Below are 26,199 nucleotides of genomic sequence, written 5' to 3'. Positions count from 1 at the left end.
CAGATAAAACATATCCAAACGTTCGAGAAAGTTGAAATGCACAATCCCGGCACGCCAACCCTGGACCAGCTCCGCGTCTTCCTGGCGGTGGTCGATACCGGCAGCTTTGCTGCCGCCGGGCGCAAGCTCAACCGCGCGGTGTCCGTGATCAGCTACGGGATCGCCAATCTTGAGGCGCAGCTCGGCGTGTCGCTGTTCGACCGCGAAGGCACGCGCAAGCCCAAGTTGACCGAGGCGGGGCGGGCGGTGCTGGCCGAGGTGCGCAGCGTGGCGCAGGGCATCGATGGGTTGCGCGCCAAGGTGAAGGGGCTGCTCGACGGGCTGGAAGCGGAGGTGCATCTCGCGGTCGACGTGATGCTGCCCGCGCAGCGGCTGGGAAAGGTGTTGCGCGCCTTCGCTGCCGCTTACCCCACGGTCACGCTGCGCTTGCATGTCGAGGCATTGGGGGCAGTGGTCGCTTTGGTGCAGGACGGGGAAGCGGTGGTCGGCATCTCCGGGCCGCTGGCGACGGGGCGCGTGGGGATCGAATCGGTGACGGCGGGATCGGTGCAGATGGTGCCGGTCGCCGCGCCTGACCATCCGCTCGCGCGGATGACGCCGATCCCGCCCGGTGCCGGGCGCGATTTCGTGCAATTGGTGCTGACCGATCGCTCGCCTTTGACCGACGGGCGCGACTTTGCGGTGATGAGCCCGCGCACCTGGCGGCTGGCCGATCTGGGGGCCAAGCACGAATTGCTGCGCGAGGGGATTGGCTGGGGCAATATGCCGCTGCCGCTGATCGCGGGCGATCTGGTGGCGGGCACGCTGGTGCGACTGGCCATGCCCGAACAGCCGGGGGGGATTTATCGCTTCTCCGGCATCTGGCGGCGCGACGTGCCGCCCGGCCCGGCGGCGTCCTGGCTGCTGGACCAGTTCGTCGCGCAGGGCCGCGAGGATGCGGAGGTTCCAGGCGTTCCCGACGTGTGAGCGCGGCTTACGCGCCGAGAGGCTTGCCCGCGTCTTCGTGCAGCGTGCAGGCAATCGTGCCGCCCAGGATCAGCGCCCCTGCCACCGCCAGCGGCACCGCCAGACCATAGCGCACCAACACCGCTCCGAGCGCCGCGCCCAGCAAGATCGCCACCACCGCCGCGATCCGCCGCGCCCAATTGGGGTTGCTGCCGCCTGCCAGGGTCGAATCGGCGGCGAGGCCGGTGATCGTCAGCGTCAGCACGGTGGTCGTCAGGTCGGGCACCTTCAACTGGCGGATCGTGGCGTTGCGATAGCCCATTGCCACCGCCGTCAGCGCGATGATCATGAACAGCTTCCATTCGGGCATCAGGCTCGCCGGATCGAAGCCAATGGCGACCACCGCTGCGGCCCACAATAACACCGCCTCGATCAACGCCGACCACAGCAGCCAGTGGCGCAGCGGGCGGTTGGTATGGAAACGCCCCGTTCGCCCGGCGACGAACGCGCCGAGCATGAAGGTGGCGATCGCAATGACATAAGGCGCGATGGTGAAGCCCGGCGTCCCAACCGCCGCAAAGCCGAGAAATACGATGTTCCCGGTCATGTTGGCGGTGAACACCTTGCCCAGGCCAAGCACGCTGGTCGCATCGACCAGCCCGGTGGTGACCGAGAGCAGAAGCAAAAGCGGCGGCAACAATGCAGGTTGAGGCGGGGTGGGGGCGGCCATGGTCGGGGTCCTTTCAGAAACGGAAGTCGCTTTCGAGGCCGAGCATCGTGATCGTGCGGGCAGGGCCGGTCTCGCGGATGAAATTGCCCGGCGCGAAGGCGGAGAGCGAGGCCGAAAAGCTGAGTTCGCGCGTCGCCTGCCATGCAACCGTCGCTTCGATCTCCTTGCCGATGAAGCGCGCGCGCGATGCACCGGAGGCGCGGAGCAAATGGCCGGGGATGTCATAGACCCCATCCGCCAGCGACGCGCGCCAATAGGCCATGCCGGCTAGGCTCGCCGTGACACCGTTGCCAAATGTGCCGGACACTTGCGGGTTGAGATTGATGAGATTGTAGGGGCCGACCGGCGACAGCTCGCCGAAATATTTGCCCTTGGGGAAGAGCGCGTTGAAGGTGCCGAGGTGGTGGTCGCCCGCTTTGCCGTCACCACTGGCGTAGTCGAGGCGCAGTTGCAGATCGGGGGCGAAGCGGGCCTTGGGGAAGTGCCGCCCGACTTCGCTGCCGAGCGTCCACGCGCCGATCGACCCGCCCGCGAAGCGGCCGAATTGCGCGACGCCTTCGATATTCCAATGCCAGGTGCTGACGTCCCCGAACCAGCGCGCGCCGACGCTGTGGCGCAGTTCGCGCGCCTTCACGCCGCCGAAGCTTGCCTGTGTGTTGCGATAGCCGAGATAATAAAGGTCGACCCCGCTGCGCGCGCGCTTGACCGCGCCGTAAGCCCCCCACAGCGTGCGGGTGCGCGAACGGCGATCGTCGAAGCTGCCGAGACCCGGCTCGACCGGGCGCGCTGCGATCAGGCTGAGGGTCGCGCCGCCGAGTGAGGCGAGCGCGCGAACCCCATCAAAGGCGAGCGGCACATTGGGGCCATAGCGCGTGCCGACCAGCCGCTCGGTGCCGAGCGACAGCATCTGCCGCCCGGCGCGCAGCGTGAGGCCGGTCGCATCCTGCTCGCCGGTATGCGCGTCGCCCAGCCGCACATCGACAAAGCCCTGCAGCAGATCAACGCGGGTCTGGTCGATCGGCGAGTTGCTCGGGCGCACACCGATTGCATAGGCCGCGATCGGCTCGACAAAGGCGCGGACGCGGCCGACATGCAGATCGGCATAAGGCATGGCGCGCAGCCACAGATAACCGTCATTGGGCGCCGCGCCGCCGCCCCACAGACCGTTGTGATACTTCTCGTTGCGCAGCCGCAGTTCCAGGCCGGTCGAGAGATAGCTGTCGGTGCCGATCGGGATGTAGGTGAACGGCTCGGTCCAGTGGCCGGTGCGCTGGGTGGGGTCGGCGAGCGTCGACCAATCTTCGTCATAGCGCGTCGTCGTCAGCGTCGGCGGTTTCCAGGCGTCGCTCGATTGCGCCATGGCTGGGCTGGCGGTGACGAGCGTTGCCAGAAGAACCGCGCGGCGCACCTCAGCGCCGCCGCGCCGCGACCATTGCCACCATCACGAACGCGGCGACGAGACCCAGATGTTCGAAAAAGTCGTTGGTCGCGATGAAGCGCGCTTGCCCCTGCAGCGCCCAGAACGGGCTGGCGATGAACGCGGTGAGCAAGGTGAACACGCCCAGCGCGCCCGCCGCCAGCCAGACGTAGCGCCCCCACAGGATCAGCACCGATCCGACCAGTTCGACCAGCAGCGTCAGCGCCGCGGTCAGTTCGGGTGGATGCACCCCGAAATGCACTTGCTCCGCCACCGCCGAGGGCCAGTTGCCGAGCTTGGTCACCCCGCCGATGAGATAGGCGCTGAGCAACGCCAGCCGCACGACGAACCAGGTCGGCGGCCAATCGAGGATCGCGGCGACGAAGCGCGGGGTTTCGTGCCCGGTCACGGCGCGACCGGGCTGTGAATCTCGGCGATATAGCCGCCGGGGAAGCGCACGATTGCCGATTGGCGATCGGCTTCGGTGTGCGCCGGGACCAGCGTCTCGACGCCCGCCGCCTGCGCCTTAGCAAGCGTGGCGGGAAGGTCGGTTACGGCATAGCCGGTCAGGTCGCGGCCATAGGGCCAGGGCAATTGGCCGTTGGAGACCATCACCGTCATGGCACCATAGCCCGAGGTCAGGCGAATGCGGCGATAGGCCGTGCCCGGCTGGCCGATCTCGACGCCGGGTGCGGCCTTGTCATCCGACAGCGTTTTTGCGTGGGCGAAGCGGGTCCAGCTTTTGACGAAGGCATCGGCGCGGTCGGCGGTCAGATAGACGCGGTTTTCGGGCACGGTCGCGAGCGCGGGATAAGTGGGCTTGGTGGTGTGCCAATAGAGCTGCATGTTCACCCCGCCCGGCCATTGCACGACGACATCGCGCCCGATCGGATCGGGGAAGGTGGTGATCAGCCGCGCCGCGCCCGCTGCCACCGCCGCGTCGACCGCCGCATCCATGTCGCTGACCAGATAGCCGTTGCGCTCGACCCCGAACGGGTAGGGGATGGGGGTCGTGAAGCCGAACACCGACACCGAACCCGCCTGGGTCAGCACCAGTTGCGACCAGGTCTTGCTCGTCGTCGGGGTGACCTGAAACGCGCCCTTCTTGGTCGTGGTGCCGCCGAAGGTCGCGATCAGGCTGGTGACGAAGCGGTCGAAATCCTCGGGCGCGACATAGACGTGCGTGGTGTCATATTGCGGGCCGACGGCATAATCGGCGGTAACCGCTTCGCGCGCGAGCGCAGGGGCGATCGGGGCGGCGCCGAGCATCAGCGCGGCGAGGAAGAGCGGCAGGCGTTTCATAGCGTGTCTCCGTGGGGAAAGCATCAGACGGCCCAGCAGCCGCAGCCGAACGCGCCCCAGAAGGTCTGGACGTCGGCGGCGGGGGCGCTGGTGGCGAGGGCTGCGGCATGGTCGTGGCCGTGGACCGCGCAGTCGCTCGCGCAGCCACAGGCGCTCGCCAGCTTGGCGGCGGTCTCGGGGGTGCGGTGATAGCCGCCAAAGGTCGCGACCGGGGACCAATCGGGCATCGGCTTGGGCAAGGCCGGCGCGAGCGGCGCATAATCGCCCTCGCCATAGACCACCGCGCCGCCCAGCACCGTCAGCACCGATCGCAAATGCGGGATCTCGCTTTCGGCCACGCTGAAATAATCGGCGGACAGCACCGCGAGATCGGCGAGCTGGCCGACCTTGATCTGCCCCTTTTTGCCGACTTCGTTCGAGAACCAGGTGTTTTCATGCGTCCACAGCCGCAGCGCCTTTTCGCGGCTCAGGCGGTTGACGCCGGGATAGAGGCCGAGGCCGCCGACGGTCTTGCCCGTCACCAGCCAGTTGAGCGACACCCAGGGGTTGTAGCTGGCGACGCGCGTTGCATCGGTGCCCGCGCCGACTGGCAAGCCCGCCGCCATCATCTTGGCGATCGGCGGGGTGCGCTCCGCGGCCTTTGCGCCATAGCGTTCGACGAAATATTCGCCCTGATAGGCCATGCGATGCTGGATCGCGATGCCGCCGCCGAGCGCCGCGATGCGGTCGATATTGCGGTCGCTGATCGTTTCGCAATGGTCGAAGAACCAGTTGATCCCGGTAAAGGGAATATCGCGCGCGACCTTCTCATACACATCGAGCGCCCGGCCGATCGTCTGGTCATAGGTGGCGTGCAGCCGCCACGGCCATTTGTGCTCGGCGAGCAAGCGGATGACGGGTTCGAGGTCGCTTTCCATGCTGGGCGGCATGTCGGGGCGTTCGACGCGGAAATCCTCGAAATCGGCGGCGGAATAGACCAGCATCTCGCCCGCGCCATTGTGGCGATACGTGTCGTCGCCCTGGCCGGGCGTCACCTGCTTTACCCAGCCGCTGAAATCGGCCAGTTCTTCCCTGGGCTTCTGCGTGAACAGATTGTAGCTGATGCGCACGGTTAGTTGGTCTTGGGCGTGCAATTGCTCGATGATCGCATAATCATCGGGATAGTTCTGGAAGCCGCCGCCCGCGTCGATCACGCCGGTGACGCCGAGGCTGTTCATCTCGCGCATGAAGTGGCGCGTCGAATTGAGCTGATAGTCGGGCGGCAGCTTGGGGCCCTTGGCGAGCGTCGAATAGAGGATCGTCGCATTGGGCTGCGCCAGCAACAGGCCGGTCGGGTTGCCCGCCGCATCGCGCACGATCTCTCCGCCCGGCGGGTTGGGCGTGTCCTTGGTATAGCCGACGACGCGCAAGGCTGCGGCGTTGAGCAGCGCGCGGTCGTACAGATGCAGGATGAACACCGGCGTATCGGGCGCGATCGCGTTCAGTTCGGCGATCGTCGGCAAGCGCTTTTCGGCGAATTGATGCTCGGTAAAGCCACCGACCACGCGTACCCATTGCGGGGCGGGGGTGATGTCGACCTGGCGCTTGAGCATGGCGAGCGCATCGGCAAGGCTCGGCACGCCATCCCAGCGCAGCTCCATATTATAGTTCAGCCCGCCCCGGATGATGTGCATGTGGCTGTCGATCAGGCCGGGGATGATGCGGCGGCCCTTGGCATCGATCACGCTCGCCTGCGGGGCGGCGGCGCGCGCCTCCGCTTCGCTGCCGACCGCGAGAAAGCGCCCGTCGCGGATCGCGATCGCCTGCGCTTGCGGGTTGGCGCGGTCGAGCGTCGTCACCTTGGCGTTGACGATAATGAGATCGGTGGCGGGCATGGGCAAAATCCTTGCGAAAAGCGGGGCGGCCAAGGTGCCGATCGCCGCCCCGGCGATCGTCTGGCGGCGGGTAATGCCGCTCATGCGTCCTTGTCGGGGTGGTCGCCGGGCAGGCGGCCAAAGACATGTTCGGCCGCTTCGGCGCGCAGGAAGGCAACCGCTTCGCCCGAACTGACGCGCTTGACGAGCGGGATCATTTGTTCGCCGACAAGGATGCCAAGCAGCCCGACCAACGCGATGGCGGGCGGTGCGGGCGAGCGCACCCCGAGCAGGCTGTAGATCAGCCCAACCAGCAAGCCGACGGCGAGCGAGATGAGATATGGCTTCATTTGGGTCACTTCCTGCTGGAGCGGTAGAGCGTGCAGCACCGGGGCGGGCGGGGGGCTGGGAACGCCCGCCCCGACGCGCCCTCCTCAGCCGTGCTGGCCTTCGGAAGCCCCGAACATGGTTTTGGCGTAGGTGACGCCGAGGCCATAGGCGCCGCCCCATTTGCGGGCGATGCCAGTGGTCGATTCATAGGTTTCGCCGCGTGCCCAATCGCGCTGCAGTTCGAGCAGATATTGCAGCGCCGTCATCGGCGTGGCACCCAGCTGGAGCATCCGCTGCACCGCGCGCTCATGCGCTTCGGGCGAAATGTCGCCGCACGCATCGGCGATGAAATAGGCGTCAAACCCCTGGTCGATCGCCGAGGCGACGGGGCCGACGATGCAAACGCTGGTCCACAGCCCCGCGAACACGATCCGCGTCTTTCCGATGCGGTTGACTTCGTCGATCACGGCGGCGTCTTCCCAGCTGTTCATGCTGGTGCGATCGAGCATCGTCTGGCCGGGGAACGCTTCCTTGATCTCGTCGAACATCGGGCCGGAGAAGCTCTTCTCGGCAACCGTGGTGAGGATGGTCGACACGTCGAACGCTTTGGCCGCCTGGCTGATCAGCGCGGCATTGTTGCGCAGCACTTCCGCCGCAATCGATTTGGTGGCGAAGGCCATTTGCGACTGGAAGTCGATCAGCACGAGCGTGTGGTCGGTCGGCGAAATCAGCGATTTTCCGGGAGTGGCGGTGGCGGTGATCGTCATGGGGCGGTGCCTTTCTTACAATGCTGGGGTGGAAAGCGTGGTGTGGATGGCGATGCCGCTTTTCAGCGTCAGCGTGACGGGGGTGCGCTCGGCAATCTCGGCCAGGCGGGCTTGAGCGGCGGCATCGGGGCCGACGATGGTCAGCACCCGTTCGATCCGGTTGCCATCGGCGCTGCCGACCAGGCGGAGTGCGACGTCGAGCGTCTCGATCGACCAGCCCTTGCGGTCGGCATACAGGCGCAACGTGATCGCGGTGCACGCCCCCAAGGCCGACAGCAGCAGATCATATGGTGCGGGGCCAGCGTCCGCGCCGCCACGGCTGGCGGGTTCATCGGCAATCAGCGTGTGATGGCCGGTGGTGATTTCGGTGCGATAGAATTCGGTGCCGATCCGGGCGGTGGCTTTGGCCATGCTGCGATCCTTTCAGAGCGACAGCAGCGCGATCGCGTCGATCTGCGCCGGATTGAAGCCATGCGAGGTCAGGCCATCGGCCAAATCGCGCGCGGGGGCGCGGCGGCGGCGTGTCGTGCAGACGAAGCGGCGGACCGCCTCGCGGCGCGGATCGGGTGCGATCTCGGCGTCGCGCTTGCGGAAGAAGTGCGGCGCACACCCGCAGGCATCGGCCTCGCGCAGCGCATTGGCGACGGCGGACCATTCACGAGCGTTGAGGACGGGCGGTGGAAATTGGGATGACATCGGAACCTCCTGTTGCGACCCGGCAAGAGATGACGAATTCGGCATGTCGAAGGTAGCTGCATAAAATCGGTCGGAACGTTCCAAATTGTTGAATAGCGTTCTCATGGAGTCGTTATACCCGCATGGGGGTGAGCCGTCTTGGATCGGCGTGATGCGACCGGCACCGATTTGCGAAAGCTGTTGGGGGAGTCTTCCACCATTTCGAAATATTCGAACGACGCGTGCGATTTTATTCCACTGTTTCAGAGGGCGGGGCGGTGCCATCTTTGCTGGGACGGCGGGATTGGTCCGCCCAACAGGAGACTTCTCATGGCTACCCTACCGCTCACCGCAACCGCTCGTACCTCGACCAGCGCCGCCGCGCTTCCCCTCATCGGCCGCATCGCGATCGCCGCGATTTTCGTGCTCAGCGGCGTGTCCAAACTTGCCGCCCCCGCCGCGACGATCGGCTATATCCAGTCGGTCGGCCTGCCCTTGCCGCAAGTGGGCTTCGCGATCGCGCTGATCGTCGAATTGCTCGGCGGCGTCGCGCTGATCCTCGGGTATCGCACCCGCCTGGTGGCGGCGGTGCTGGCGGTGTTTTCGATTGCGACCGCGCTTGCCTTCCACAGCGCGCTTGGCGACCAGAACCAGTTCATCCACTTCTTCAAGAACATCGCCATTGCCGGTGGCTTGCTCAACGTCATTGCGCTCGGCGGCGGTGCCTGGAGCCTCGACGCTCGTCGTTGAACCACGGTTCTACCCAAGCTGCAAAAGCCGGACGGGGTATCCCGTCCGGCTTTTTCGTGTGCCGATGTTGCATCTATGCAAGATCGCACGGCGTTGTGCGGCTATGGTTGCCGCGAAAGGAACTTCGATGTCCGACCCTGACCCCACACCCGATTCGACGCCCGATGTGCCTGCTGAGGATCATGAGGAAGACCTGATCGACGAAGGGCTGGAGGAAAGCTTTCCCGCCAGCGATCCGCCCGCCGTGCCGCGCTTCGATTGAGCGGGGCGATGCAGAAGCTGCTCGTTTTTTACGGTTCCTACCGGTCCGACCGGATGGGGATTCGCCTTGCCGACTATCTCGTCCGGCGCTTTCAGGCGCGCGGCGTTGATACGGAGTTGATCGATGCCAAGGCGGTCGACCTGCCGATGCTCGATCGCATGTATAAGGAATATGCGCCCGGCGAAGCGCCGCCCGCGATGGAAACGCTGGCGGGCAAGATCCGCGCTGCCGACGCCTTTCTGTTCGTCACCGGAGAATATAATTGGGGCATGCAGCCGGGCCTCAAGAACTTGACCGACCATTTCCTGGAGGAATGGTTCTGGCGGCCCGCCGCGATCGCCAGTTATTCGGCCGGGCGTTTGTCCGGGGTGCGCGCGGCACAGGCGTGGCATCCGACGCTTGCCGAAATGGGCATGGTGGTGGTGTCGAGCACGATTGCGGTCGGCCCGATCGGCGCGACGCTAGACGCCGACGCGCAGCCGATCGGGGGCGGTGGAGAGGCGTTGGAGAGCGCCTTCGACCGCTTCGCTGATGATCTGAGCTGGTGGGCGGACGCGGCGGCACGGCAACGCGCCGAGGTGGCACCGCCGTATTGAGCGGTGCCTCGCTCGCTTGCGTGAAACGGCGTGTGCGTTAGAGCGAACCCTCACTGAGGCACTTCCCCGGCGGAGGCCGGGGCCCAGTTGGGAAGGTGGAGATGGCGCGCGCTGTGCCCGCTTTCGGACCGGGCGCGACTGGGCCCCGGCCTTCGCCGGGGAAGCGCTTGGTGGAGGCGCTGGCGTGTGGAACGGGGGGCGAGGCGATTGATGACGAAGGGCGGTTTGAAGGCGTGGCCAGGGTCCCTGCCGATCGCCCCATCACGCCGCGCGGTCGTCACCGGCCTGTGTGCCGCAACCTTGTGCGCCGCAGTGCCCACGCCCGCACGCCCGCAGCGCATCGTCTCGCTCAACCCCTGCCTCGACGTGATCCTTGTGCAACTGGTCGACCGCCGCCGTATCGCGGCCCTCAGCCATTGGGCGAGCGAGGCCAGCGGCTCGACCATCGCCTCGCTCGCGCGCACGCTGCCCAAAACCTATGAAAGCGCCGAGGAAGTGATCGCGCTCGCGCCCGATCTGGTGCTGGGCGCGAAGCTGATGCCGCTGGCGACGCGGCAGGCGCTGGCGCGCAGCGGCCTCCCCACCGCCTTGTTCGATGTACCCGAAACCATCGCCACCAGCATCGCGCAAGTCCGCGACGTCGCGCGCGCGGTGGGGGAAAGCGCGCGCGGCGAGCGCATCGTCGCGCGGATCGAGGCTTCGCTTCGCGCAGCCGCCCCGCCGCCGGGCATGCCCTCCGTCTCGGCGCTGGTGTTCATGGCCGGGGGCTTCGCCTCGGGGCCGGGGACGCTGATGGACGAACTGATGCGCCGCGCCGGGCTCAGCAACGCGATCACGCGCTACGGCTTCACCCAGTCGCGCAACGTGCCGCTCGAACTGCTGGTCGCCGATCCGCCGCAACTTTTGCTGTCGGGCGAAACCAGCGCGGGCGCGCCCGGCTGGGCACAGCGCGTGACGCAGCATCCAGCACTCGCGCATGTCGCCAGCCGAATGCAGCGCGCGGTGTTCCCGCAGCGCCTGCTCAATTGCGGCGGGCCGGTGATGATCCAGACGCTCGCCACGCTCGTCCGCGCGCGCCAAAGCGTGGTGGGCGCATGATCCTGCGGCGGATCGCGCTCTATGTCGGGCTGCTGGTGCTGCTGGCTGTGCTGGTCGCGCTCAGCCTGATCGCGGGGCGAGTGTGGGTGCCGCTACCGGCGTGGGATGTCGCCAGCAGCGACCCGCGCTGGGCGATCATCGCCGATCTGCGCGTGCCGCGTACCATCCTTGGCATCCTGATCGGTGCGGCGCTTGGCCTCTCCGGCGCGGCGTTGCAGGGCTATACGCGCAATCCGCTGGCCGATCCCGGCGTGCTCGGCGTGTCGGCGATGGCGGCGCTGGGTGCGGTGCTGACGCTCTATTACGGCGCGACGCTCGCCAGCATCTGGGTGCTGCCCGGTGCGGCGATGCTGGGCGCGCTGATCGGCGTGGCGCTGCTGCTGCTGCTCTCGGGCAGCCGGTCGAGCCTCGTCACGTTCGTGCTGGCGGGCGCGATTCTCAATATCGTCGCGAGCGCGGGCATCTCGCTCGCTTTGAGCCTCGCGCCGAGCCCCTGGGCGGTGGGCGAGATCGTCGACTGGCTGATGGGTTCGCTGCAGGATCGCAGCGTCGATGAAGTGCGGCTGGCAGCCCCCTTCATCCTGGCAGGCGCTGCGCTGCTCTTGACCACGGGGCGCGCGCTGGATGCGCTGACGCTGGGCGAGGCGGGGGCACGGTCGCTTGGCATTTCGCTCCGGCGGACGCGCTGGACGCTGGCGATGGGTGTGGGCTTGGCGACGGGCGCGGCGGTGGCGGTGAGCGGGGTGATCGGCTTTGTCGGGCTGGTGGTGCCGCATGTGCTGCGCCCGCTGGTCGGCGCGCGGCCCGGCGCCTTGCTCGCCCCCAGCGCGCTCGGCGGCGCGGTGCTGGTGCTGGCGGCGGACATCCTCGTGCGGGTGACGCCTGCGGCAGGCGAGGTGAAGCTGGGCGTGGCGATGGCGGCGCTGGGCGGGCCGTTCTTCCTGGCGCTGTTGCTCACGCTCCGGCGGAGGATCGCATGAGCGTGCTGTCGTGCCAGGATGTGCGCGTGTCGCTGGGCGGGCGCAGCGTGCTGGCAGGCATCGACCTGACGCTCGCGGCCGGACAGGTGACCGCGATCGTCGGGCCGAATGGCGCGGGCAAATCGACCTTGCTTGCCTGCCTCGCCGCGCTGCGCACGCCCGATAGCGGGGCGGCGCATCTCGACGGCCAGCCGGTCACCGCCATGCCGCCGCGCGCGCTCGCCCAGCGGCTCGCCTTTCTGCCGCAGACGCCGGAAATCGCCTGGGCGGTCGATGCGCGGACGTTGGTTGGCCTCGGGCGCATTCCGTTCCTCGGCGCGCGCGGCGGCGGCAGTGCCGATGCGGCGGCGGTGACGCAGGCGATGGAACTGGCCGGGGTCAGCGAATTTGCGGGCCGCGTGGTGACGAGCCTGTCGGGCGGCGAACGCGCCCGCGTCCTCATCGCCCGCGCTCTCGCCGGCGAGCCCGAATGGCTGCTGGCCGATGAGCCGCTGTCGGGGCTCGATCCGGCGCATCAGCTCGATGTGGCGGGCTTGTTCCGCGTGATGGCGCTGGCCGGGGCGGGGGTGGTGGTGACGCTCCACGATCTGACGATGGCGCTGCGCCTCGCCGACCGCGTGGTAGTGCTGGCGGCGGGCGCGGTGCTCGCCGACGGCGCGCCCGTCGACGCGCTGACGCCTGCCGTGCTGCGCGCGGCTTACGGGATCGAAGCGCGCGTGCTGGCGGGGGCGCAAGGGCCGATCATCGATGTGGTGCGGAGGGCGGGGTGAGGGGGGCTAAGCCCCTCCCCTTTAGGGGAGGGGTTGGGGTGGGGCCTATCCACGCATTCTGGTCCCGCATTCGCGGCACGGCCCCACCCCCAGCCCCTCCCCTGAAGGGGAGGGGAGAGGAATGCTTGACGCAGCGCCACCGCCGCGCATGACAGGCCCCATGACACCCGAAATCGAACCCGCCACCGCTGCCGATGCCGCCGCCGTGATCGCCTTGTGGCACGCTTGCGGTCTCACCCGCCCGTGGAACGACCCCGCCACCGACTTCGCGCTCGCGCTTGGCGGTGCTGCGTCGACGGTGCTGGTCGCGCGCGGGGAGGGCGGAGTCACCGGCAGCGTGATGGTCGGCTTCGACGGCCATCGCGGCTGGGTCTATTATCTTGCGGTCGCGCCCGCAGCGCGCGGCTCCGGCCTCGGTCGCGCGCTGATGGCGGCGGCGGAACGCTGGCTGCGGGAGTGTGGCGCGCCCAAGCTGCAACTGATGGTCCGCGGCGACAACACCGCCGCGCTCGGCTTTTACGAAGCGCTCGGGCTCGTACGGCAGGATGTCGTGGTGCTGGGGCGGTTTCTGGCGGATGCGGGCGGGGAGTGAGGGGTGCCCCGCCGTAGCGAACCGTCCTGCAGACCGACGTCTGCACCAAAACCGGCTGCACTCCGCGCCATCCCCCGTTAAGAGCACAGCATTCCTCGCAACAAGCCACGAGACCATCATGCCCGCCACCGTCTACGGAATCCCCAATTGCGACACGGTCAAGAAGGCGCGCACCTGGCTTGCCGAGCATGGCGTCGACTATGCGTTTCACGATTATAAGAAGCAGGGCGTCGATGAGGCGGCGCTGCGGCGCTGGGTCGATCGGCTCGGGTGGGAGGTGGTGCTCAACCGAGCCGGCCAGACTTTTCGCGCGCTGCCCGAGGGCGACAAGACCGATCTCGATGCCGAGAAGGCGATCGCGATCATGCTCGCCAAGCCCTCGGCGATCAAACGCCCGATTCTCGAATCGGGCGCCGAAAAGGACGGGGTGCTGCTGGCAGGGTTCAAGCCCGATACCTATCTAGCGGTTCTGAAGCCTTAAGGAGAGACCGCCATGCCGACTGCACGCTGGAACGGGGCCGTGATCGCCCAGTCCGAGGATACCGTTGTGGTCGAGGGCAACCATTATTTCCCCCCCGACAGCATCGTTGCCGACTATTTCGAAGCCAGCGCGACGCACTCCATCTGTCCGTGGAAAGGTGAGGCGAGCTACAAGTCGCTGGTCGTCGATGGCAAGCGCAATGCCGATGCGGCGTGGTTCTATCCCGACCCCAAGCCCAAGGCCGCCGAGATCAAGGACCGCTTCGCTTTCTGGAAGGGCGTCACGGTCGAATAGGGGCCGTCACCCCTCCCATTGGAACACCTCGTCCAGAGGCTTCCCGAACACCTGCGCAATGCGGAATGCAGCTTCGAGCGTCGGCGAGTATTTGCCGGCCTCGATCGCGGCGACGGTCTGCCGGGTCAGGCCGATCTTTTCGCCCAGTTCGGCCTGCGTCATTTCCCCGGCCATGAAGCGCAGCAAGCGAATGTGATTGGTAATGCGGGCGGACACGATGTTCAGGCCCGCGCCCGATAGCCGAGAATCTCGACACCGCAGCGGGTGAGCTCTCCGAGCACGATTGCGCCGAGCACCGCGTTGACCAGCACCGATTCGCCTGCACCCAGGAACAGCGTTGCCAGCGCAGCGAACAAGGCCGTCAGCAACACGGGATAAGCGAACGCCAGCGCGCGCCTGGAAATCGCGCGGTCGCGTTCGTCGCTCGGCTGCTGCGCGTCGCGCAGGTTGGTCAATGCGACGATAATGCTCGCGACCGTCATCACCGCCACGAGCGTCACTATCGCCGCCAGAAAGCCCGTTGCCGTCGCTGGGCCGAGCGCGGTGGTCGATTGGCGCATCGCCACCAGCGCAAAATACGGCCCGAAGGCGACGAGGATGCCGCCTGCGGAAAGCCAGGCGATCTTCTCTCTGAAGGGCATCTCGATCTCCGTGTTCTAATAAGGAGACTTAATGTTAGAAATATATAACATTGAGTCAATGTAAATTTGCATCTGACCATTGCTACGCTGGCGTCCGGCTGCGGGAGGCGCTAGTCGTTGCGTCCATGTCCACGACCTTCACCATCGACACCGCGACCAGTCGCGCCAACCCCACGCCCGCACCGATGAAGCGCCTGACGGTGCCGTCGATCCGCGCGCGCAAGGGCACCGAGCCGCTGGTGATGCTGACCGCCTACACCGTGCGCACCGCGCAATTGCTCGATCCGCATTGCGACATGCTGCTGGTGGGGGATAGTCTGGGGCAGGTGGTCTATGGGCTGCCGTCCACCGTGCCGGTCACGCTCGAGATGATGGCGGCGCATGGCGCGGCGGTGGTACGCGGCAGCTATCATGCGGTGGTGGTGGTCGACATGCCGTTCGGCAGTTACGAAGCCTCGCCCGAAAAGGCATTTGAAAGTGCTGCGTATCTGCTCAAGCAGACCGGCGCGGCGGCGGTGAAGCTCGAAGGCGGGCAGGCGATGGCCCCCACCGTCAAATTCCTCTCCGAACGCGGTATTCCCGTTATGGGGCATGTCGGGCTCACGCCGCAGGCGGTCAATACGCTTGGCGGTTATGGCGCGCGCGGGCGCAGCAAGGCCGAGGCCGACAAGATCGTCGCCGACGCCGGAGCCGTCGCGGCGGCCGGGGCGTTTGCGATCGTGATCGAGGGGGTGGTCGAGCCAATCGCGATCGCCATCACCCATGCGGTGGCCTGTCCCACGATCGGCATCGGTGCCTCGGCGCAGTGCGACGGGCAAGTGCTGGTGGCGGAGGATATGCTCGGCCTGTTTGATCGCACAGCCCGCTTCGTCAAGAAATTCGATGACCTTGCAGGCCGTATTTCCGCCGCGGTTGAAACCTATGCGGCGGATGTCCGGTCGCGCGCCTTCCCCGGTGCCGAGCAGATCTATGCCCCGAAGGACTGACGCCGCTTAGGAGTTCCGCCCGATTTTTTGAGCGCTTTTGTTTGTCTTCCGGCGCGGCTAAGGTCCGCGCCTCCCCGCCCTGATCCGATGGAGTTTCCCCCTTGGCTGTGCCGCCGAATACCGATGCCGCATTCCTGCGTGAAGTCGACGAGGAACTGCGTCGCGATCAACTGGCCAAGGCCGCGCGGCGCTACGGCATCGCCGCCATTGCCGTCATATTGCTCGCGCTTCTTGGCTTTGGCGGGTGGTTGCTGTGGCAATCGCATGAGCAATCGGTGGCGGGCGATCAGGGCGAAGCGCTGTCCAAGGCCTATGAAGACATGGGCAGCAACCGCATCGATTCGGCCAATGCCAAGCTGACCACGCTGGCGACCTCGAATATCGGCGGCTACCGCGCGCTGGCGTTGATGAGCCAGGCCGATTTGCTGCTGCAGAAGCAGGATTTGCGCGGGGCCGCTGCGAAGTTTGCGCAGGTCGCGGGCGATACCTCGATCGGCCAGCCGCTCCGCGACGTCGCGTTGATCCGCCAGACCACTGCCGAATTTGACTCGCTCAAGCCCGACGTCGTCATCGCGCGGCTGCGCGGGATCGCGGTCAAGGGCAATCCCTGGTTCGGCAATGCCGGAGAGCTTGTCGCGATTTCCTATCTCCGCCAGAATCGGCGGGATCTCGCGGGCGTGCTGTACGGTCAGATCGCGCGCGATCCGACTACGGAGGAGACGCTGCGGCAACGCGGGGTTCAGATGGCGGGCGTATTGGGTGTGGATGCCGTCACCGAGGCTAAGGAACAGAAATCGCAATGAAGATGACCAACCGCTTTCTCGTCGTGGCCGTGACTGCTGTCGCGCTCAGCGGCTGCGCCTCGATGAAGGGCAAGAAGAAGACGCCGGTGCTGGGGCAGCGCATCGCGATCTTGGCCGGCGAGCATGACGTTCTCGCCGACAAGACCATTGCCGGTGTCGACGTGCTGGTGCCGCCCGCAGCCCCCAATGACAGCTGGGCGCAGCCCGGTGGCAGCGCGTCCAAGTCGCTTGGCCAGTTGAGCCTCGGCTCGTCCTTGTCGCGGGCGTGGAGCGCCTCGATCGACGGCGGCAGCAATCGTCAGCGGCTCGGCGCGGCACCGGTCGTCGCCGATGGTCGCCTCTACGCAATCGACGTTGACGCGACGATTCACGCCTTTTCGTCGACGACCGGGGCCGCCGCTTGGTCCACCAACATTGCCGAAACGCATAAGGGCAAGATCGACAAGAAGACGCGCGGCGCGCGCTTTGGCGGCGGCGTGAGCTTCGATGATGGCAAGGTCTTTGCGACCGATGGCCTGGGTGATGTCGTCGCGCTCGAAGCCGCGACCGGCAAGGTGCTGTGGCGCGTCAAGCCGGGTGCCCCGCTGCGCGGCGCGCCGACCGTGGCCAATGGACAGGTCTATATTTTGAGCCAGGACAACCAGCTGTACGCCTTGTCGCAGGCTGACGGCGCTGTCGTATGGACGCAGTCGGGATCGATCGAGACGCAAGGCGTGTTCGGCGTGGCTGCTCCGGCCGTCAGCCAGGGTACCGTCGTTGCTGGCTTCTCGTCGGGCGAGCTCAACGCCTATCGCTATGAGAATGGCCGCACGCTCTGGCAGGACGCGCTGTCGCGTTCGACCATCTCGACTTCGGTGTCGTCGCTGGCGGACATCGACGCCGATCCTGTGATCGATCGCGGTGTCGTGTTCGCGGTCGGGCAGGGCGGGCGGATGGTCGCGCTCGAAATCGTTTCGGGTCAGCGTATGTGGGAACAGAATTTCGCCGGCATCTCCACGCCGTGGGTGGCGGGCGAATGGGTGTTCCTGGTGACCGACGATGCCCGTCTGGTGTGTCTGGCGCGCGCGACCGGCAAGGTCCGCTGGATCAGCCAGTTGCAGCACTTCAAGAGCGAGAAGCGCAAGAAGGACGGCACGATCAAGGACAGCAAGAAGGCCAATCCGGTTACCTGGTTCGGTCCGGTGCTGGCGGGCGGGCGGCTGGTGCTGACCAACTCGCTTGGTCAGATCGTCTCGGCCTCGGTCGAGAATGGCAAGGTCGGCTCGGTGATCGCGTCCAAGGCCCCGTTCACGCTGCCGCCGGTTGTATCCAACAACACGCTGTACGTGCTCGATCAAAAGGGCCGGGTCACCGCGTATAAATGAGGCGCGGCGCGGTCCGGTTGGACCGCGCCAACGGTCAATTGGGCAGGATTAATTGGGCAGGGCGGTGATATCGACCTTTTCCACCCATTTCGGGAAAAAGGCCGGCTGACGGTTCGACCAGCCCGATGCGGTCGCCGCCGCCTCACTGATCGACTGCAACAACTTGCGGCGCAGGTCAGGGTGCAGATGCGGCAGCGCGGCGGCGGCGCAGAATGCTGCAGGCAGCCATGGGCGAATCTCGGCACCGACCAGACGTTCGTACAGGAAGCGGTAGGCAGAGAAGGTCGTCAACCGCCCCTGGCCCAGATCGAAAGCGGTAATCGTCAACAGCGGCGCGAAGAGCGGCTCGACCGAATCGAGGCCACTGTCATCGGGGATCATTGCGCGAATATCGGGCAAGCGCGTGTAGACGCGGACCTGGGCGCGGATGCTCGCAGCCTCGACCACGTCGCGCGACCAGCGCGCCATGGCGTCATCGCGGTCAAGGCCAATGTCGAGCGAGCGGCGTACATAACGCTGCGTTGCTGACGTAAAGCCAGCAAACTCCTTCATTTCCGCCAACGTCATGGCACCATTTGCCGGTTTCATTCGAGAACCCATTACATCACCCCGCGCTCAAAGTGCAGTTGGGCGATCATGCGCTTCGTGGCTTACCCCATGGTTAACGCCCGATCGTCCAATAGTAGTAAGCGACCATAGATTCTGCTGCGGTGCAACAAGAGACGCGATGAAGGGTTCTCACTAATGGAAAATTCTGGCGAGTGCGGCGGCGGCGCAACAATCGGAGGTTAGCGCCACCGCCGCGCAATGTTATCGGCGATCGGCGATGATCGCGGCCTCGGCGTCCTGGTCATAGCCGGAGGATTTCGGGGGCTGGCCGTTATCGCCCGGCTTGGTGGTTGCGGGAGGATCCGAAGCGTCCATCGATTCATCGAGCGCGCTGTCCAGCACCGCGTCCGGGCTGGTCGGGTCGCGCTCGAGTCGCTTGGCAATGGATTCGTCCTGGCCCGCATTTTGACGGGGATGGTGAATCTGTTCGTTCTCCTCGGGGCTCCCGGGGGCTATCGACAGGCTGTCGAGCGCTTTCTCGTCGATCAGCTTGGTATCTTGCGGCATTGTCGCTCTCCTGAATGGAACGGCTCTAAAACGAGCGGAGCGCGTACAGTGTTCCGTCAGGGCAGGCGGGTGACGGTCACCCGCTGCTGATTGAGCGTGGCGCGGCCAAACACCGTCATGAAAGCGATGTCGGTCGCATCGCGACCCACCGCCACGCGCGCCAGTTCCGCGCTTGAGGCCATGCGTGTGGCGTCGACCAGATGCCAATCGCCATCGATCCACAATTCGGCAACGGCGTGAAAGTCGGGTGGGTCGACGCCCGGCGCATAGGCCGAAACGCACCGCGCCGGGATGCCGCCAGCGCGCGCCAGCGCCACCAGCAAATGCGCATAGTCGCGGCAGACGCCCCGCCGCTCGGCGAAGGTCATCAGCGCGGTTGTCGTGCCGCTGGAGGCACCGCTTGCATATGTGAGGTGGCCAGCCACCCAATCGACCAGCGCACAGGCCAAAGGCCCGGCCGACAACCCGCAAAATTCCTGCTCGACAAAGCCTTCCAGCCGATCCGATTCGCAGTAGCGGCTCGGCAGAAGATAGGGGATCGTCTCGGGGGGCATCAGGCGGATGGGGGTATTGCCCAGCGTTGCCAAGTCGCGGGGTTGGCGCAGGATTTCCACCGTTGCGCGATACTCGGCATGGAACGATCCTTCCCCGTGAAGCCAGCAGCGCTGCCCGATGCCGTCTTCGCCGGGCACGGCGCGCAAGGGCGTGTCGCTCCACACTTTCAGGTCCTGCAGCAAAAGCCGCTGATCCGGACCTTTGGCAGCCTCGATCAGCAACAGCACATCGGCTGCGCCATCGATCGCATAATTGAGCGTCACATCGATCGAGAGGCGCATCACGGACCCTTGGGCAAAAGAATGGGCCCGATAGAGGTTCTATCGAGCCCAGACCGGACGGATCCGGCGCGTTGCGTTGCGTGTCGCTTAGTTGCGGTTGCCGAACATCCGCAGGATGAACAGGAACATGTTGATGAAGTCGAGATACAGGTTCAGCGCCGACATGATGACCATGCGCGGTTCGTCCTGGGTCCCGGCGACATGGGCGTAGATGCTCTTCGCGCGCTGCGTGTCATATGCCGTCAAGCCCGCGAACAGCAGGACGCCGACGATGCTGATGACCAGCGCGAGCGGGCCCGACTGGAAGAACAGGTTGAGCAGGCTCGCGACGATCAGGCCGACCAGACCCATCACCAGGAAGGTGCCGAAGGCCGAAAGATCCCGCTTGGTGGTGTAGCCGTAGAGGCTAAGCCCGGCAAACGCCGCCGACGTTGCGAAGAACGCCTGTGCAACCGATGTGCCGGTGTAGCGCAGGAATACCGTCGATAGCGACAGGCCCATCGCCACCGCAAAGCCCCAGAACATCGCCTGCAACGTGCTCGGTGCCATGCGCGCGGCACCGTAGCTCATGCCGAAGACGAAGCCCAAGGGGGCCAGCATGATGATCCAGGCGAGCGGTCCGCCGCCGATCAGGATGTGCGCCGCAGGCGAATCGAGGCCGCCCCAGGAGAAGAACATCGCTACCAGCCCGGTCAACAGAATGCCCGACAGCATATAGTTGTACACCGACAGCATATAGCTGCGCAGGCCGGCATCGAAGGCCGCCGTGCCGACGGTCCCAGCCGCCGGGAACGCCGAAGCATTCGGACGGGGATCAGACCAGTTTGCCATTGCGAGAAGCTCCTAAACGCCGACCATATGTCAGCTCATGCCAATATCGGCCTTTACCGCGCGCTTTTCAAGCCAATCCCGCAGGCTCGCGCAGCGCGCAGCACGAGCCTGCGAAGCATCGAATCCGGGTACCCGACGGCGCGTGGTAAAACCGCTTTCGTAAGATCGGTATGCTCTGCTAGGTTGGTGCCCAGAGCAGAAACTGCCGAGAGGATTGATCGAATGGCGACCCCAACGGGCACCGCGCCGCCGCGCGCATCGGCCTATGCCTATTACGTTCTCGGCATTCTTTTTCTGGTGTACGTGCTCAATTTTGTCGATCGGCAGATCATCTCGATCCTGGCTGAGGACATCAAGCGCGACCTGCATTTGAAAGATGAGGATCTTGGTTTCCTGTACGGCACCGCGTTCGGGGTGTTCTATTCGCTGTTCGGCATCCCGCTCGGCCGGCTCGCTGATAACTGGCACCGCGTTCGGCTAATGACGGCGGGGCTGGTCCTGTGGTCGAGCATGACCGCGCTGTCCGGCTTTGCCCGTTCCGGCGGAATGCTGGTGGGCGCGCGTATTGGCGTGGGGATTGGGGAAGCCACGGCAAGTCCGTCGGCTTATTCGCTGATTTCCGACTATTTTCCCAAGAGGTTGCGGGCCACGGCGCTCGCGGTCTACTCGTCTGGACTGTACGTTGGCGGCGGGGTTTCCCTCAGCATCGCGGGGCTCGTCGTGCATCGCTGGAACACGCTGTATCCGGCTGGCGGGCCGCTGGGGCTGCACGGGTGGCAGGCCGCCTTCATCGCCGTGGGGCTGCCGGGTCTGCTGCTCGCGCTGCTGGTGGCGACGTTGCGCGAGCCCGTGCGCGGCGCGGTGGAAGGGCTGCCGCCGCCCGAGCGGCATCCGGCCCCGTTCCGCGCCTTGCTGGCCGATCTGCTGACGATCGTGCCGCCCTTTACGCTGATTGGCGCGGCGCGCGGCGGGGTTCGGCCGCTCGCGATCAATCTCCTCGCGCTTGGCGTGGTGGCGGGGGCGATCGCGGTGTTGCGCCATTTTGGCGAGCCGTGGCCGCAATGGACCGCCGTCGGGCTAGGGGCCTATGCGGTCTTTTCTTGGGCCAGTGCGCTGAAACGCCGGGATTTGCCAACCTATACGCTGGTGATCGGCAATCCGGCGTTTCTGTGCGTCGTAGTGGCGTACGGCCTGAATGCCTTTGTCAGCTACGGCGTTAGCCTTTGGGCGGCACCCTATGCGATGCGCACCTTGGGGGTGACGATCCAACAAGCGGGCGGGTGGATTGGCGGTACGCTGGCCTTTGGCGGTTTTGTCGGCGTCACGCTGGGCGGCATCGTTGCGGACCGGCTTCGGCGGCGCTTTCCGGCGGGGCGGATCATGGTCATCCTGTTTGGCGCGATCGTGCCGCTGCCCTTCATCGTGATCGCGTTTCGCAGCGGGGATGTTTCAACCTTCGTCTCGGCGTTGCTGGTGGCGGCGACATGTTCCAGCACCGCGCTCGGCGCTGCGGGGGCGACGATGCAGGATCTCGTCCTGCCGCGTATGCGCGGCACCGCGACGGGCGCATTCTTCATCGGCACGACCCTGCTTGGCCTGGCAATGGGCCCCTATATTGCGGGGCGAGTTTCGACGGTGTCGGGCAGCCTGACCACTGGCGTCCTGTCGCTGCTGCTAACCGCGCCGATCACGATCGGCGCGGCTATCGCCGCCTATCGCCTGGTGCCGCGGGCAGAGGCCAATCGCGAGGCGCGGGCGCGCGCTGCGGGAGAAGCGATCGCCTGAGCGCCTGGCGCTCAGCCTGCGGTGAACACGCCGCAGGCGATCCGCGCGCCGCTATTGCCCGATGGGTCGGTCATCAAATCGTCGGGCTTGGCGTGGACGACGATCGCCGAACCGTCGGTGTCGAGCAGCCCCGCCATCGTCGCGCCGGGCAGCAGGATGCCGATCGTTCCGCGCCCACCGGTGCCGACGATCAGGTTCGGCAAATCGCCTTCATGCGGGCCTTGCGGGTTCATCGACCCGTGCTTGGTGCCGGCCGGGTTCCAATGGCCACCCGCACTTGCGAAATCCGGCGCATCGCAGCGTCCGACGGTGTGGACATGCGCGCCGTGCGTGCCCGGCGTAAGATCGTGCACGTCGAGCGTCAGGCGCAGGCCACCGGCCACTTCGGTTGCGGTCGCGCGGCCGACATCGGCCCCATCCGGGGTGCGAATTTGCGCGGTCGCGTGCGCGCCCTGCGCCACAGGCTGGCCGACGGCGACAGCATCTTGCTTATCGCATCCGGTAAGGCCGATCGCCGCCAATGCGGTTGCTGCGATTACGAATGTACGCATGCGAATCTCCTGTTGCCGCCGTGAGCGGTGCTGGGCGTTAATCGTCCAACGCGCAACCACTGCCTTCGTTCGGTGCGTCGACGGTGTTTGTCAAACGAACCCCAGATTCCACGTCGAGCTGTTATAATTGCCGATATTGGGCAGCACGGTGCGCATATCGGTTGCGGAAACGCCGAACCAGCTGGCGAGCGTCGAGGCATATTGGTCGACCGCCATGGTCGGCAGCAGGCGGCCCTGGCCGACATCATCGACCGTGCCATTCCCGATCGCCGGTGGCGTTCCGTAAAAGCGCTGCCCCCGCACCGCGTCGCCCATCACGAAATGCATGCTGCCCCAGCCATGATCGGAGCCATCGCTGTTGGACACCAGCGTTCGTCCGAAATCGGAGGCGGTGAAGGTGGTGACCTTGTCGGCCACACCCATCGCGACGGTCGTGTCGTAAAACGCCCGCATCGCATTGGCGAGCAGGCCGGTCTGGGTCGGGTGGTTGGCGACCAGCGCGTCGTGCATGTCCCACCCGCCGAGCGACACGAAGAACACTTGCCGCCGCGCGCCCAGTTGTGACGACACCGAGATCAGCCGCGCGACGATCTTGAGCTGATCGGCGAGGCTGTTGGGCGTGGGAAAGAGCGGGAAATTGGCGGCAGGCGCACTGCCAAGCGCAGTATTGACCTGCGTGTAGGTGTCGAGCGCGCGCTTGCTGATCTTGGCATGCTCGTTCTGCAGGACGTTGGTCTGCGATGCAGACATCAACGTGCGTAACGTGCTGGCCGCTGTGGTTGAGCCGAACACGGTGGACGCATTGTTCAACAACGCGATCGGCCCGCCCGTACCGACCGCATATTGGATCGCGGTCTTGCCGGTCAGGAATACCGCGTTGCCGGTAGCATTGATGCAGGTCAGCGTCGCCGAGCCATTGCCGCTTTGCAGCAGATCACCGAGGCGACCGCCCCAGCCGGAGGTCGCCCCCTCCGGATTGGAGGCTTGCCAATAGCTTTGCTGATCGTTGTGGCTGAACAGCTTGGGCGGCAGCGGCACGGAGTTCGCGCTATATTGCGCCTTGGTGGTTGGCTGCACCAGCGTGCCGACATTGAGCGCCACCGCCATCTTCCCGGCATTGAACAGCGGCAGCAGAGGCGAAAGCGTTGGGGCCAAGGCATATTGGCGCCCGCCGGCCAGCGCCGTTACCGGGTTCAACACCGTTGCTGCGAGCGCGGCGCGGTCCAGCGCGATGTTGCTGCGCGCCGCCTGATAGAGCGCGTAGCTCGCCTGGTCATAGGGCGGCAGCGTGTTGGCGTAATCGTTGCCGCCATACAGGAACACGCAGACCAGCGCCTTGTAATCGCTGGTGACCGCCGCTGCCGCCTCTCCGATCGCGGCGAGGCTGGTGACGAACGGCATCGCGCTGCCCGCCAGCCCGAGGGCCGCAGAGCGTTTGAGGAAGGCGCGGCGGGATTGGTCGCTCGTCATGACGCGATCCTCACTTGAAGGTCAGGTAATCGGGCGAAGCCATGGTCAGCAGGATCGCGGTCATCACGCGGTTGCTGGGCCCGGTTGCGCCGGTATTGGCGATGCTGTCGACCGCCGTTTTGATCGCAGTCACGGTCGCGCTGCTCAATTGGCCATTGGCGAGCACGAGGTTGACCTCGTCGATCAACGCCTGGCTGTCCGCCGCGAGCGTCAGGATCGTGGTGTAATCGGCCTTGAAGTCGCCCGTGCCGTTGGCGATCAGCGCCTGCATGTAATTGATATAGGCGACGACGCTCAGTTCATTGGTGATCTGGAATTCCGGCGCGACCAGGCCAGCGCTGGCGATGGCGGTATTGGGCGGGGCATAGCCGGGACGGAAGAAATTGAAGACCGTCGCGCTGTGTCCGATCGATTGGCCCAGCCGCGAATTGGGGTTGGACGTGTCGCCAATCGCCCAGGCGTTTGACGGCGACGTTGCCGAATAGGCCCGTGCCCAACCAACCAGCCGCAACACGGGTTCGCGGAGCTTGCTGGCGGTCGTGCTGGTCAAGGCAGCGGCATCGCGGGCCTCGGTATCGAGCAGGATCGCGCGGATCACGGCCTTCAAGTCACCGCGAACGCCCTTTCCGTTATCGGCGAACACCGCCGACACGCGCCCGATATAGGCAGGGGAGGGGTTGGACGTGACGAGGCGCTGTATCAGTTGCTTGGAGACGAAAGGGGGTACGTTGGGATGCGCGAAGATCGCGTCGAGCGCGAGGTTGACGGCGGCCATCCCCTCGGTCCCCGCCGGGATGGTCGTGCCGAGAAAAGTCGATGCGCCGGTTTCGTGCTGCGCTGCCGTCATGACCAGCGGCACGCGGTAGCGGTCCGGCTTCGTGCTGTCGGACGATGCCAAATTGAGCCCGGTGAACACGCGCGCCAACCCCGATACGTCGGCTGGGCCATAGGTTTCGAGCGGTGTCCCGGCGTTGGTTTTGACCGAGCCGTCGGGATTGAGCTGATACAGGCCGAGCGTGAACAACTGCATCAGTTCCCGCGCATAATTTTCGTCAGGCTGGGAGCCCGTGCTGGGGTTGGCCTTCCGGTTGCCGAGGAAGGTCAGGAAGGTCGCCATTGCCGCATTGGTGGTAATCGCCCCCATCAGCGTGCGGAAATTGCCAAAGGCATTGTCGAGCAGCACGTCGAAATAGGCCGCGCCGGCAAACTGTTTCCAGTTGAGGTTGAGCGCATCGACGCCAATCACCAACATTTCGGACAGCGCGATGCCGACGCGTTGGCGCAACTGATCGGGCTCGACGATCATCTGCCGCCAGATCGTCTGGTCGAACCCCGAGAGCGAATTGATGAAGGTTGCGGCCGAATAACCGTTGGCGACGAGCCAGTCCCAATGGCTGGTCGCGCGCGCCAGGGCGAATTGCGCGGTCAGCCAGCCATCGTAGCTGGCCGACTGCACATTCGCGATCTCTGCCTTGGTCGCCCCTAATGTCGCCTGGCCAAGGAAGCGGCTGGCGGCCGCCGCTCCGATCGGGGTGGGCGTCGGGGTGGATGGCGTAGGGGTAGGGGATCCGCCGGTCGCGCCGCCACCACTACCGCCGTCGCCACACCCAGCAAGCGCCAGCGTTGTCGCCAGTGCGGCCATCGAAGCGCCTGACAGCGCCACCGGTTTCGCAAGTTCAAGAGGGGTTTCGGCTGCAACTACGCGATCGTCCAGGACGAGTGCTTCCTCTGTCACGCTTTTACCCCACTTCACACCGAAGCGCGCCTGCGCGCTTGCGTCGCCCGGCGCTCCTACCAGCAAAGCGAACGCCCCGCCATGATCTATCATAAGGCAATGCAGCGTTAAGGATGGCGGACGAATGGGCGTTGGACCGATCAGCGCGCAAGCTTTTAGGCGCTGGGCGGGGCCTCGTGCCCTTCCCCAAGCTTGCCCTCGCTGCTATCGCCGCTCCCGACTCTTGCATTCGCCCACAC

The 26,199-nt window shown here is 65.9% G+C and carries 32 protein-coding genes; 14 read left to right on the top strand and 18 right to left on the bottom strand.

Going from position 1 to position 26,199, the window contains the following annotated elements; translation table 11 throughout:
* Positions 1 to 36 precede the first annotated feature (36 nt).
* Positions 37 to 966 carry a LysR family transcriptional regulator gene (locus tag H4W01_RS11605; protein ID WP_209611102.1) on the top strand — a complete coding sequence of 310 codons (930 nt, stop codon included), beginning with the start codon at positions 37 to 39 and terminating at the stop codon, positions 964 to 966.
* Positions 967 to 973: 7 nt separating this feature from the next.
* Here H4W01_RS11605 and H4W01_RS11600 read toward each other — a convergent pair whose 3' ends face one another.
* The 9 genes from H4W01_RS11600 to H4W01_RS11560 all read right to left on the bottom strand — a co-directional run bounded on the left by H4W01_RS11600 (position 974) and on the right by H4W01_RS11560 (position 8,040).
* Complete coding sequence (locus H4W01_RS11600) at positions 974 to 1,675, bottom strand: YoaK family protein (RefSeq protein ID WP_209611101.1); 702 nt, start codon at positions 1,673 to 1,675, stop codon at positions 974 to 976.
* 13 nt (positions 1,676 to 1,688) lie between these two features.
* Positions 1,689 to 3,083 carry an alginate export family protein gene (locus tag H4W01_RS11595; RefSeq protein WP_334685244.1) on the bottom strand — a complete coding sequence of 465 codons (1,395 nt, stop codon included), beginning with the start codon at positions 3,081 to 3,083 and terminating at the stop codon, positions 1,689 to 1,691.
* Between the two features lies 1 nt (position 3,084).
* Positions 3,085 to 3,501, bottom strand: a complete 417-nt coding sequence (locus H4W01_RS11590) for a DoxX family protein (RefSeq protein ID WP_209611100.1) — start codon at positions 3,499 to 3,501, stop codon at positions 3,085 to 3,087.
* Complete coding sequence (locus tag H4W01_RS11585; protein WP_209611099.1) at positions 3,498 to 4,394, bottom strand: glyoxalase; 897 nt, start codon at positions 4,392 to 4,394, stop codon at positions 3,498 to 3,500. The genes H4W01_RS11590 and H4W01_RS11585 overlap by 4 nt, the downstream gene beginning before the upstream one ends.
* A 23-nt stretch (positions 4,395 to 4,417) precedes the next feature.
* The gene (locus H4W01_RS11580; protein WP_435804043.1) at positions 4,418 to 6,352 is read right to left on the bottom strand and encodes an amidohydrolase; all 1,935 of its coding nucleotides are present in this window, start codon (positions 6,350 to 6,352) and stop codon (positions 4,418 to 4,420) included.
* Positions 6,349 to 6,597 (bottom strand): XapX domain-containing protein, encoded by a 249-nt coding sequence (locus tag H4W01_RS11575; protein ID WP_209611098.1) that lies wholly within the window; start codon positions 6,595 to 6,597, stop codon positions 6,349 to 6,351. The genes H4W01_RS11580 and H4W01_RS11575 overlap by 4 nt, the downstream gene beginning before the upstream one ends.
* Positions 6,598 to 6,681: 84 nt before the next feature.
* Positions 6,682 to 7,344: a hydrolase gene (locus tag H4W01_RS11570; protein WP_209611097.1), complete on the bottom strand. Its 663-nt coding sequence runs from the start codon at positions 7,342 to 7,344 to the stop codon at positions 6,682 to 6,684.
* Positions 7,345 to 7,359: 15 nt separating this feature from the next.
* Complete coding sequence (locus H4W01_RS11565) at positions 7,360 to 7,755, bottom strand: OsmC family protein (RefSeq protein ID WP_209611096.1); 396 nt, start codon at positions 7,753 to 7,755, stop codon at positions 7,360 to 7,362.
* A gap of 12 nt (positions 7,756 to 7,767) precedes the next feature.
* A complete protein-coding gene (locus tag H4W01_RS11560; protein WP_010403576.1) occupies positions 7,768 to 8,040 on the bottom strand; it encodes a hypothetical protein in 273 nt (90 codons plus the stop codon).
* Between the two features lie 309 nt (positions 8,041 to 8,349).
* On the opposite strand from H4W01_RS11560, the gene H4W01_RS11555 reads away from it, so the two are divergent.
* The 9 genes from H4W01_RS11555 (at position 8,350) to H4W01_RS11520 (ending at position 13,842) form a co-directional block, all read left to right on the top strand.
* Positions 8,350 to 8,769, top strand: coding sequence for a DoxX family protein (locus H4W01_RS11555; protein ID WP_209611095.1), 420 nt, complete (start codon positions 8,350 to 8,352; stop codon positions 8,767 to 8,769).
* A gap of 127 nt (positions 8,770 to 8,896) precedes the next feature.
* Positions 8,897 to 9,031, top strand: a complete 135-nt coding sequence (locus H4W01_RS22830; RefSeq protein ID WP_334685243.1) for a hypothetical protein — start codon at positions 8,897 to 8,899, stop codon at positions 9,029 to 9,031.
* Positions 9,032 to 9,039: 8 nt separating this feature from the next.
* A complete protein-coding gene (locus H4W01_RS11550) occupies positions 9,040 to 9,627 on the top strand; it encodes an NADPH-dependent FMN reductase (protein ID WP_209611094.1) in 588 nt (195 codons plus the stop codon).
* Positions 9,628 to 9,837: 210 nt separating this feature from the next.
* Positions 9,838 to 10,725 carry an ABC transporter substrate-binding protein gene (locus tag H4W01_RS11545; RefSeq protein WP_209611093.1) on the top strand — a complete coding sequence of 296 codons (888 nt, stop codon included), beginning with the start codon at positions 9,838 to 9,840 and terminating at the stop codon, positions 10,723 to 10,725.
* Entirely contained in the window at positions 10,722 to 11,705 is a 984-nt protein-coding gene (locus H4W01_RS11540; protein WP_209611092.1) for a FecCD family ABC transporter permease, read from the top strand. The genes H4W01_RS11545 and H4W01_RS11540 overlap by 4 nt, the downstream gene beginning before the upstream one ends.
* Positions 11,702 to 12,475: an ABC transporter ATP-binding protein gene (locus tag H4W01_RS11535; RefSeq protein WP_209611091.1), complete on the top strand. Its 774-nt coding sequence runs from the start codon at positions 11,702 to 11,704 to the stop codon at positions 12,473 to 12,475. The genes H4W01_RS11540 and H4W01_RS11535 overlap by 4 nt, the downstream gene beginning before the upstream one ends.
* Positions 12,476 to 12,635: 160 nt before the next feature.
* Positions 12,636 to 13,067, top strand: coding sequence for a GNAT family acetyltransferase (locus tag H4W01_RS11530; protein WP_209611090.1), 432 nt, complete (start codon positions 12,636 to 12,638; stop codon positions 13,065 to 13,067).
* Positions 13,068 to 13,185: 118 nt separating this feature from the next.
* Entirely contained in the window at positions 13,186 to 13,548 is a 363-nt protein-coding gene (locus H4W01_RS11525) for an arsenate reductase (protein ID WP_209611089.1), read from the top strand.
* 12 nt (positions 13,549 to 13,560) lie between these two features.
* Complete coding sequence (locus H4W01_RS11520) at positions 13,561 to 13,842, top strand: DUF427 domain-containing protein (protein WP_209611088.1); 282 nt, start codon at positions 13,561 to 13,563, stop codon at positions 13,840 to 13,842.
* A 6-nt stretch (positions 13,843 to 13,848) separates the two neighbouring features.
* On the opposite strand, the gene H4W01_RS11515 is transcribed toward H4W01_RS11520, so the two are convergent.
* Positions 13,849 to 14,058 carry a helix-turn-helix transcriptional regulator gene (locus H4W01_RS11515; RefSeq protein WP_010403556.1) on the bottom strand — a complete coding sequence of 70 codons (210 nt, stop codon included), beginning with the start codon at positions 14,056 to 14,058 and terminating at the stop codon, positions 13,849 to 13,851.
* A gap of 5 nt (positions 14,059 to 14,063) precedes the next feature.
* Positions 14,064 to 14,483, bottom strand: coding sequence for a hypothetical protein (locus H4W01_RS11510; RefSeq protein ID WP_209611087.1), 420 nt, complete (start codon positions 14,481 to 14,483; stop codon positions 14,064 to 14,066).
* A 125-nt stretch (positions 14,484 to 14,608) separates the two neighbouring features.
* Here H4W01_RS11510 and panB point away from each other — a divergent pair, with 125 nt between their 5' ends.
* The 3 genes from panB (at position 14,609) to H4W01_RS11495 (ending at position 17,636) form a co-directional block, all read left to right on the top strand.
* A complete protein-coding gene (gene panB, locus H4W01_RS11505) occupies positions 14,609 to 15,469 on the top strand; it encodes a 3-methyl-2-oxobutanoate hydroxymethyltransferase (RefSeq protein ID WP_209611086.1) in 861 nt (286 codons plus the stop codon).
* A 107-nt stretch (positions 15,470 to 15,576) separates the two neighbouring features.
* Complete coding sequence (locus H4W01_RS11500) at positions 15,577 to 16,272, top strand: tetratricopeptide repeat protein (protein ID WP_334685427.1); 696 nt, start codon at positions 15,577 to 15,579, stop codon at positions 16,270 to 16,272.
* The gene (locus tag H4W01_RS11495; RefSeq protein WP_010403546.1) at positions 16,269 to 17,636 is read left to right on the top strand and encodes a PQQ-like beta-propeller repeat protein; all 1,368 of its coding nucleotides are present in this window, start codon (positions 16,269 to 16,271) and stop codon (positions 17,634 to 17,636) included. The genes H4W01_RS11500 and H4W01_RS11495 overlap by 4 nt, the downstream gene beginning before the upstream one ends.
* Positions 17,637 to 17,684: 48 nt before the next feature.
* Here the strand turns inward: H4W01_RS11495 and H4W01_RS11490 are convergent, their stop codons facing one another.
* The 4 genes from H4W01_RS11490 to H4W01_RS11475 form a co-directional block, all read right to left on the bottom strand.
* A complete protein-coding gene (locus H4W01_RS11490; RefSeq protein WP_209611084.1) occupies positions 17,685 to 18,236 on the bottom strand; it encodes a hypothetical protein in 552 nt (183 codons plus the stop codon).
* A gap of 210 nt (positions 18,237 to 18,446) precedes the next feature.
* Positions 18,447 to 18,752 carry a hypothetical protein gene (locus tag H4W01_RS11485; protein WP_010403542.1) on the bottom strand — a complete coding sequence of 102 codons (306 nt, stop codon included), beginning with the start codon at positions 18,750 to 18,752 and terminating at the stop codon, positions 18,447 to 18,449.
* A 56-nt stretch (positions 18,753 to 18,808) separates the two neighbouring features.
* The gene (locus H4W01_RS11480) at positions 18,809 to 19,588 is read right to left on the bottom strand and encodes a transglutaminase-like domain-containing protein (protein ID WP_209611083.1); all 780 of its coding nucleotides are present in this window, start codon (positions 19,586 to 19,588) and stop codon (positions 18,809 to 18,811) included.
* Between the two features lie 87 nt (positions 19,589 to 19,675).
* On the bottom strand, positions 19,676 to 20,419 hold the full coding sequence (locus H4W01_RS11475) for a Bax inhibitor-1/YccA family protein (RefSeq protein ID WP_209611082.1): 744 nt from the start codon (positions 20,417 to 20,419) through the stop codon (positions 19,676 to 19,678).
* A gap of 222 nt (positions 20,420 to 20,641) precedes the next feature.
* Between H4W01_RS11475 and H4W01_RS11470 the strand changes: the two genes are divergently transcribed.
* Complete coding sequence (locus H4W01_RS11470) at positions 20,642 to 22,204, top strand: spinster family MFS transporter (RefSeq protein ID WP_209611081.1); 1,563 nt, start codon at positions 20,642 to 20,644, stop codon at positions 22,202 to 22,204.
* 11 nt (positions 22,205 to 22,215) lie between these two features.
* Here the strand turns inward: H4W01_RS11470 and H4W01_RS11465 are convergent, their stop codons facing one another.
* The 3 genes from H4W01_RS11465 to H4W01_RS11455 all read right to left on the bottom strand — a co-directional run bounded on the left by H4W01_RS11465 (position 22,216) and on the right by H4W01_RS11455 (position 26,053).
* Positions 22,216 to 22,755: a superoxide dismutase family protein gene (locus tag H4W01_RS11465; protein WP_209611080.1), complete on the bottom strand. Its 540-nt coding sequence runs from the start codon at positions 22,753 to 22,755 to the stop codon at positions 22,216 to 22,218.
* A 90-nt stretch (positions 22,756 to 22,845) separates the two neighbouring features.
* Positions 22,846 to 24,225, bottom strand: coding sequence for a DUF1501 domain-containing protein (locus tag H4W01_RS11460; protein WP_209611079.1), 1,380 nt, complete (start codon positions 24,223 to 24,225; stop codon positions 22,846 to 22,848).
* Positions 24,226 to 24,235: 10 nt separating this feature from the next.
* Positions 24,236 to 26,053, bottom strand: coding sequence for a DUF1800 domain-containing protein (locus H4W01_RS11455; protein WP_209611078.1), 1,818 nt, complete (start codon positions 26,051 to 26,053; stop codon positions 24,236 to 24,238).
* Between the last annotated feature and the right edge of the window lie 146 nt (positions 26,054 to 26,199).

The sequence above is a fragment of the Sphingomonas sp. PL20 genome (assembly GCF_017875905.1).
GTDB classification, from domain to species: domain Bacteria; phylum Pseudomonadota; class Alphaproteobacteria; order Sphingomonadales; family Sphingomonadaceae; genus Sphingomonas; species Sphingomonas echinoides.
This window is presented reverse-complemented; position numbering and strand designations above follow the sequence as displayed.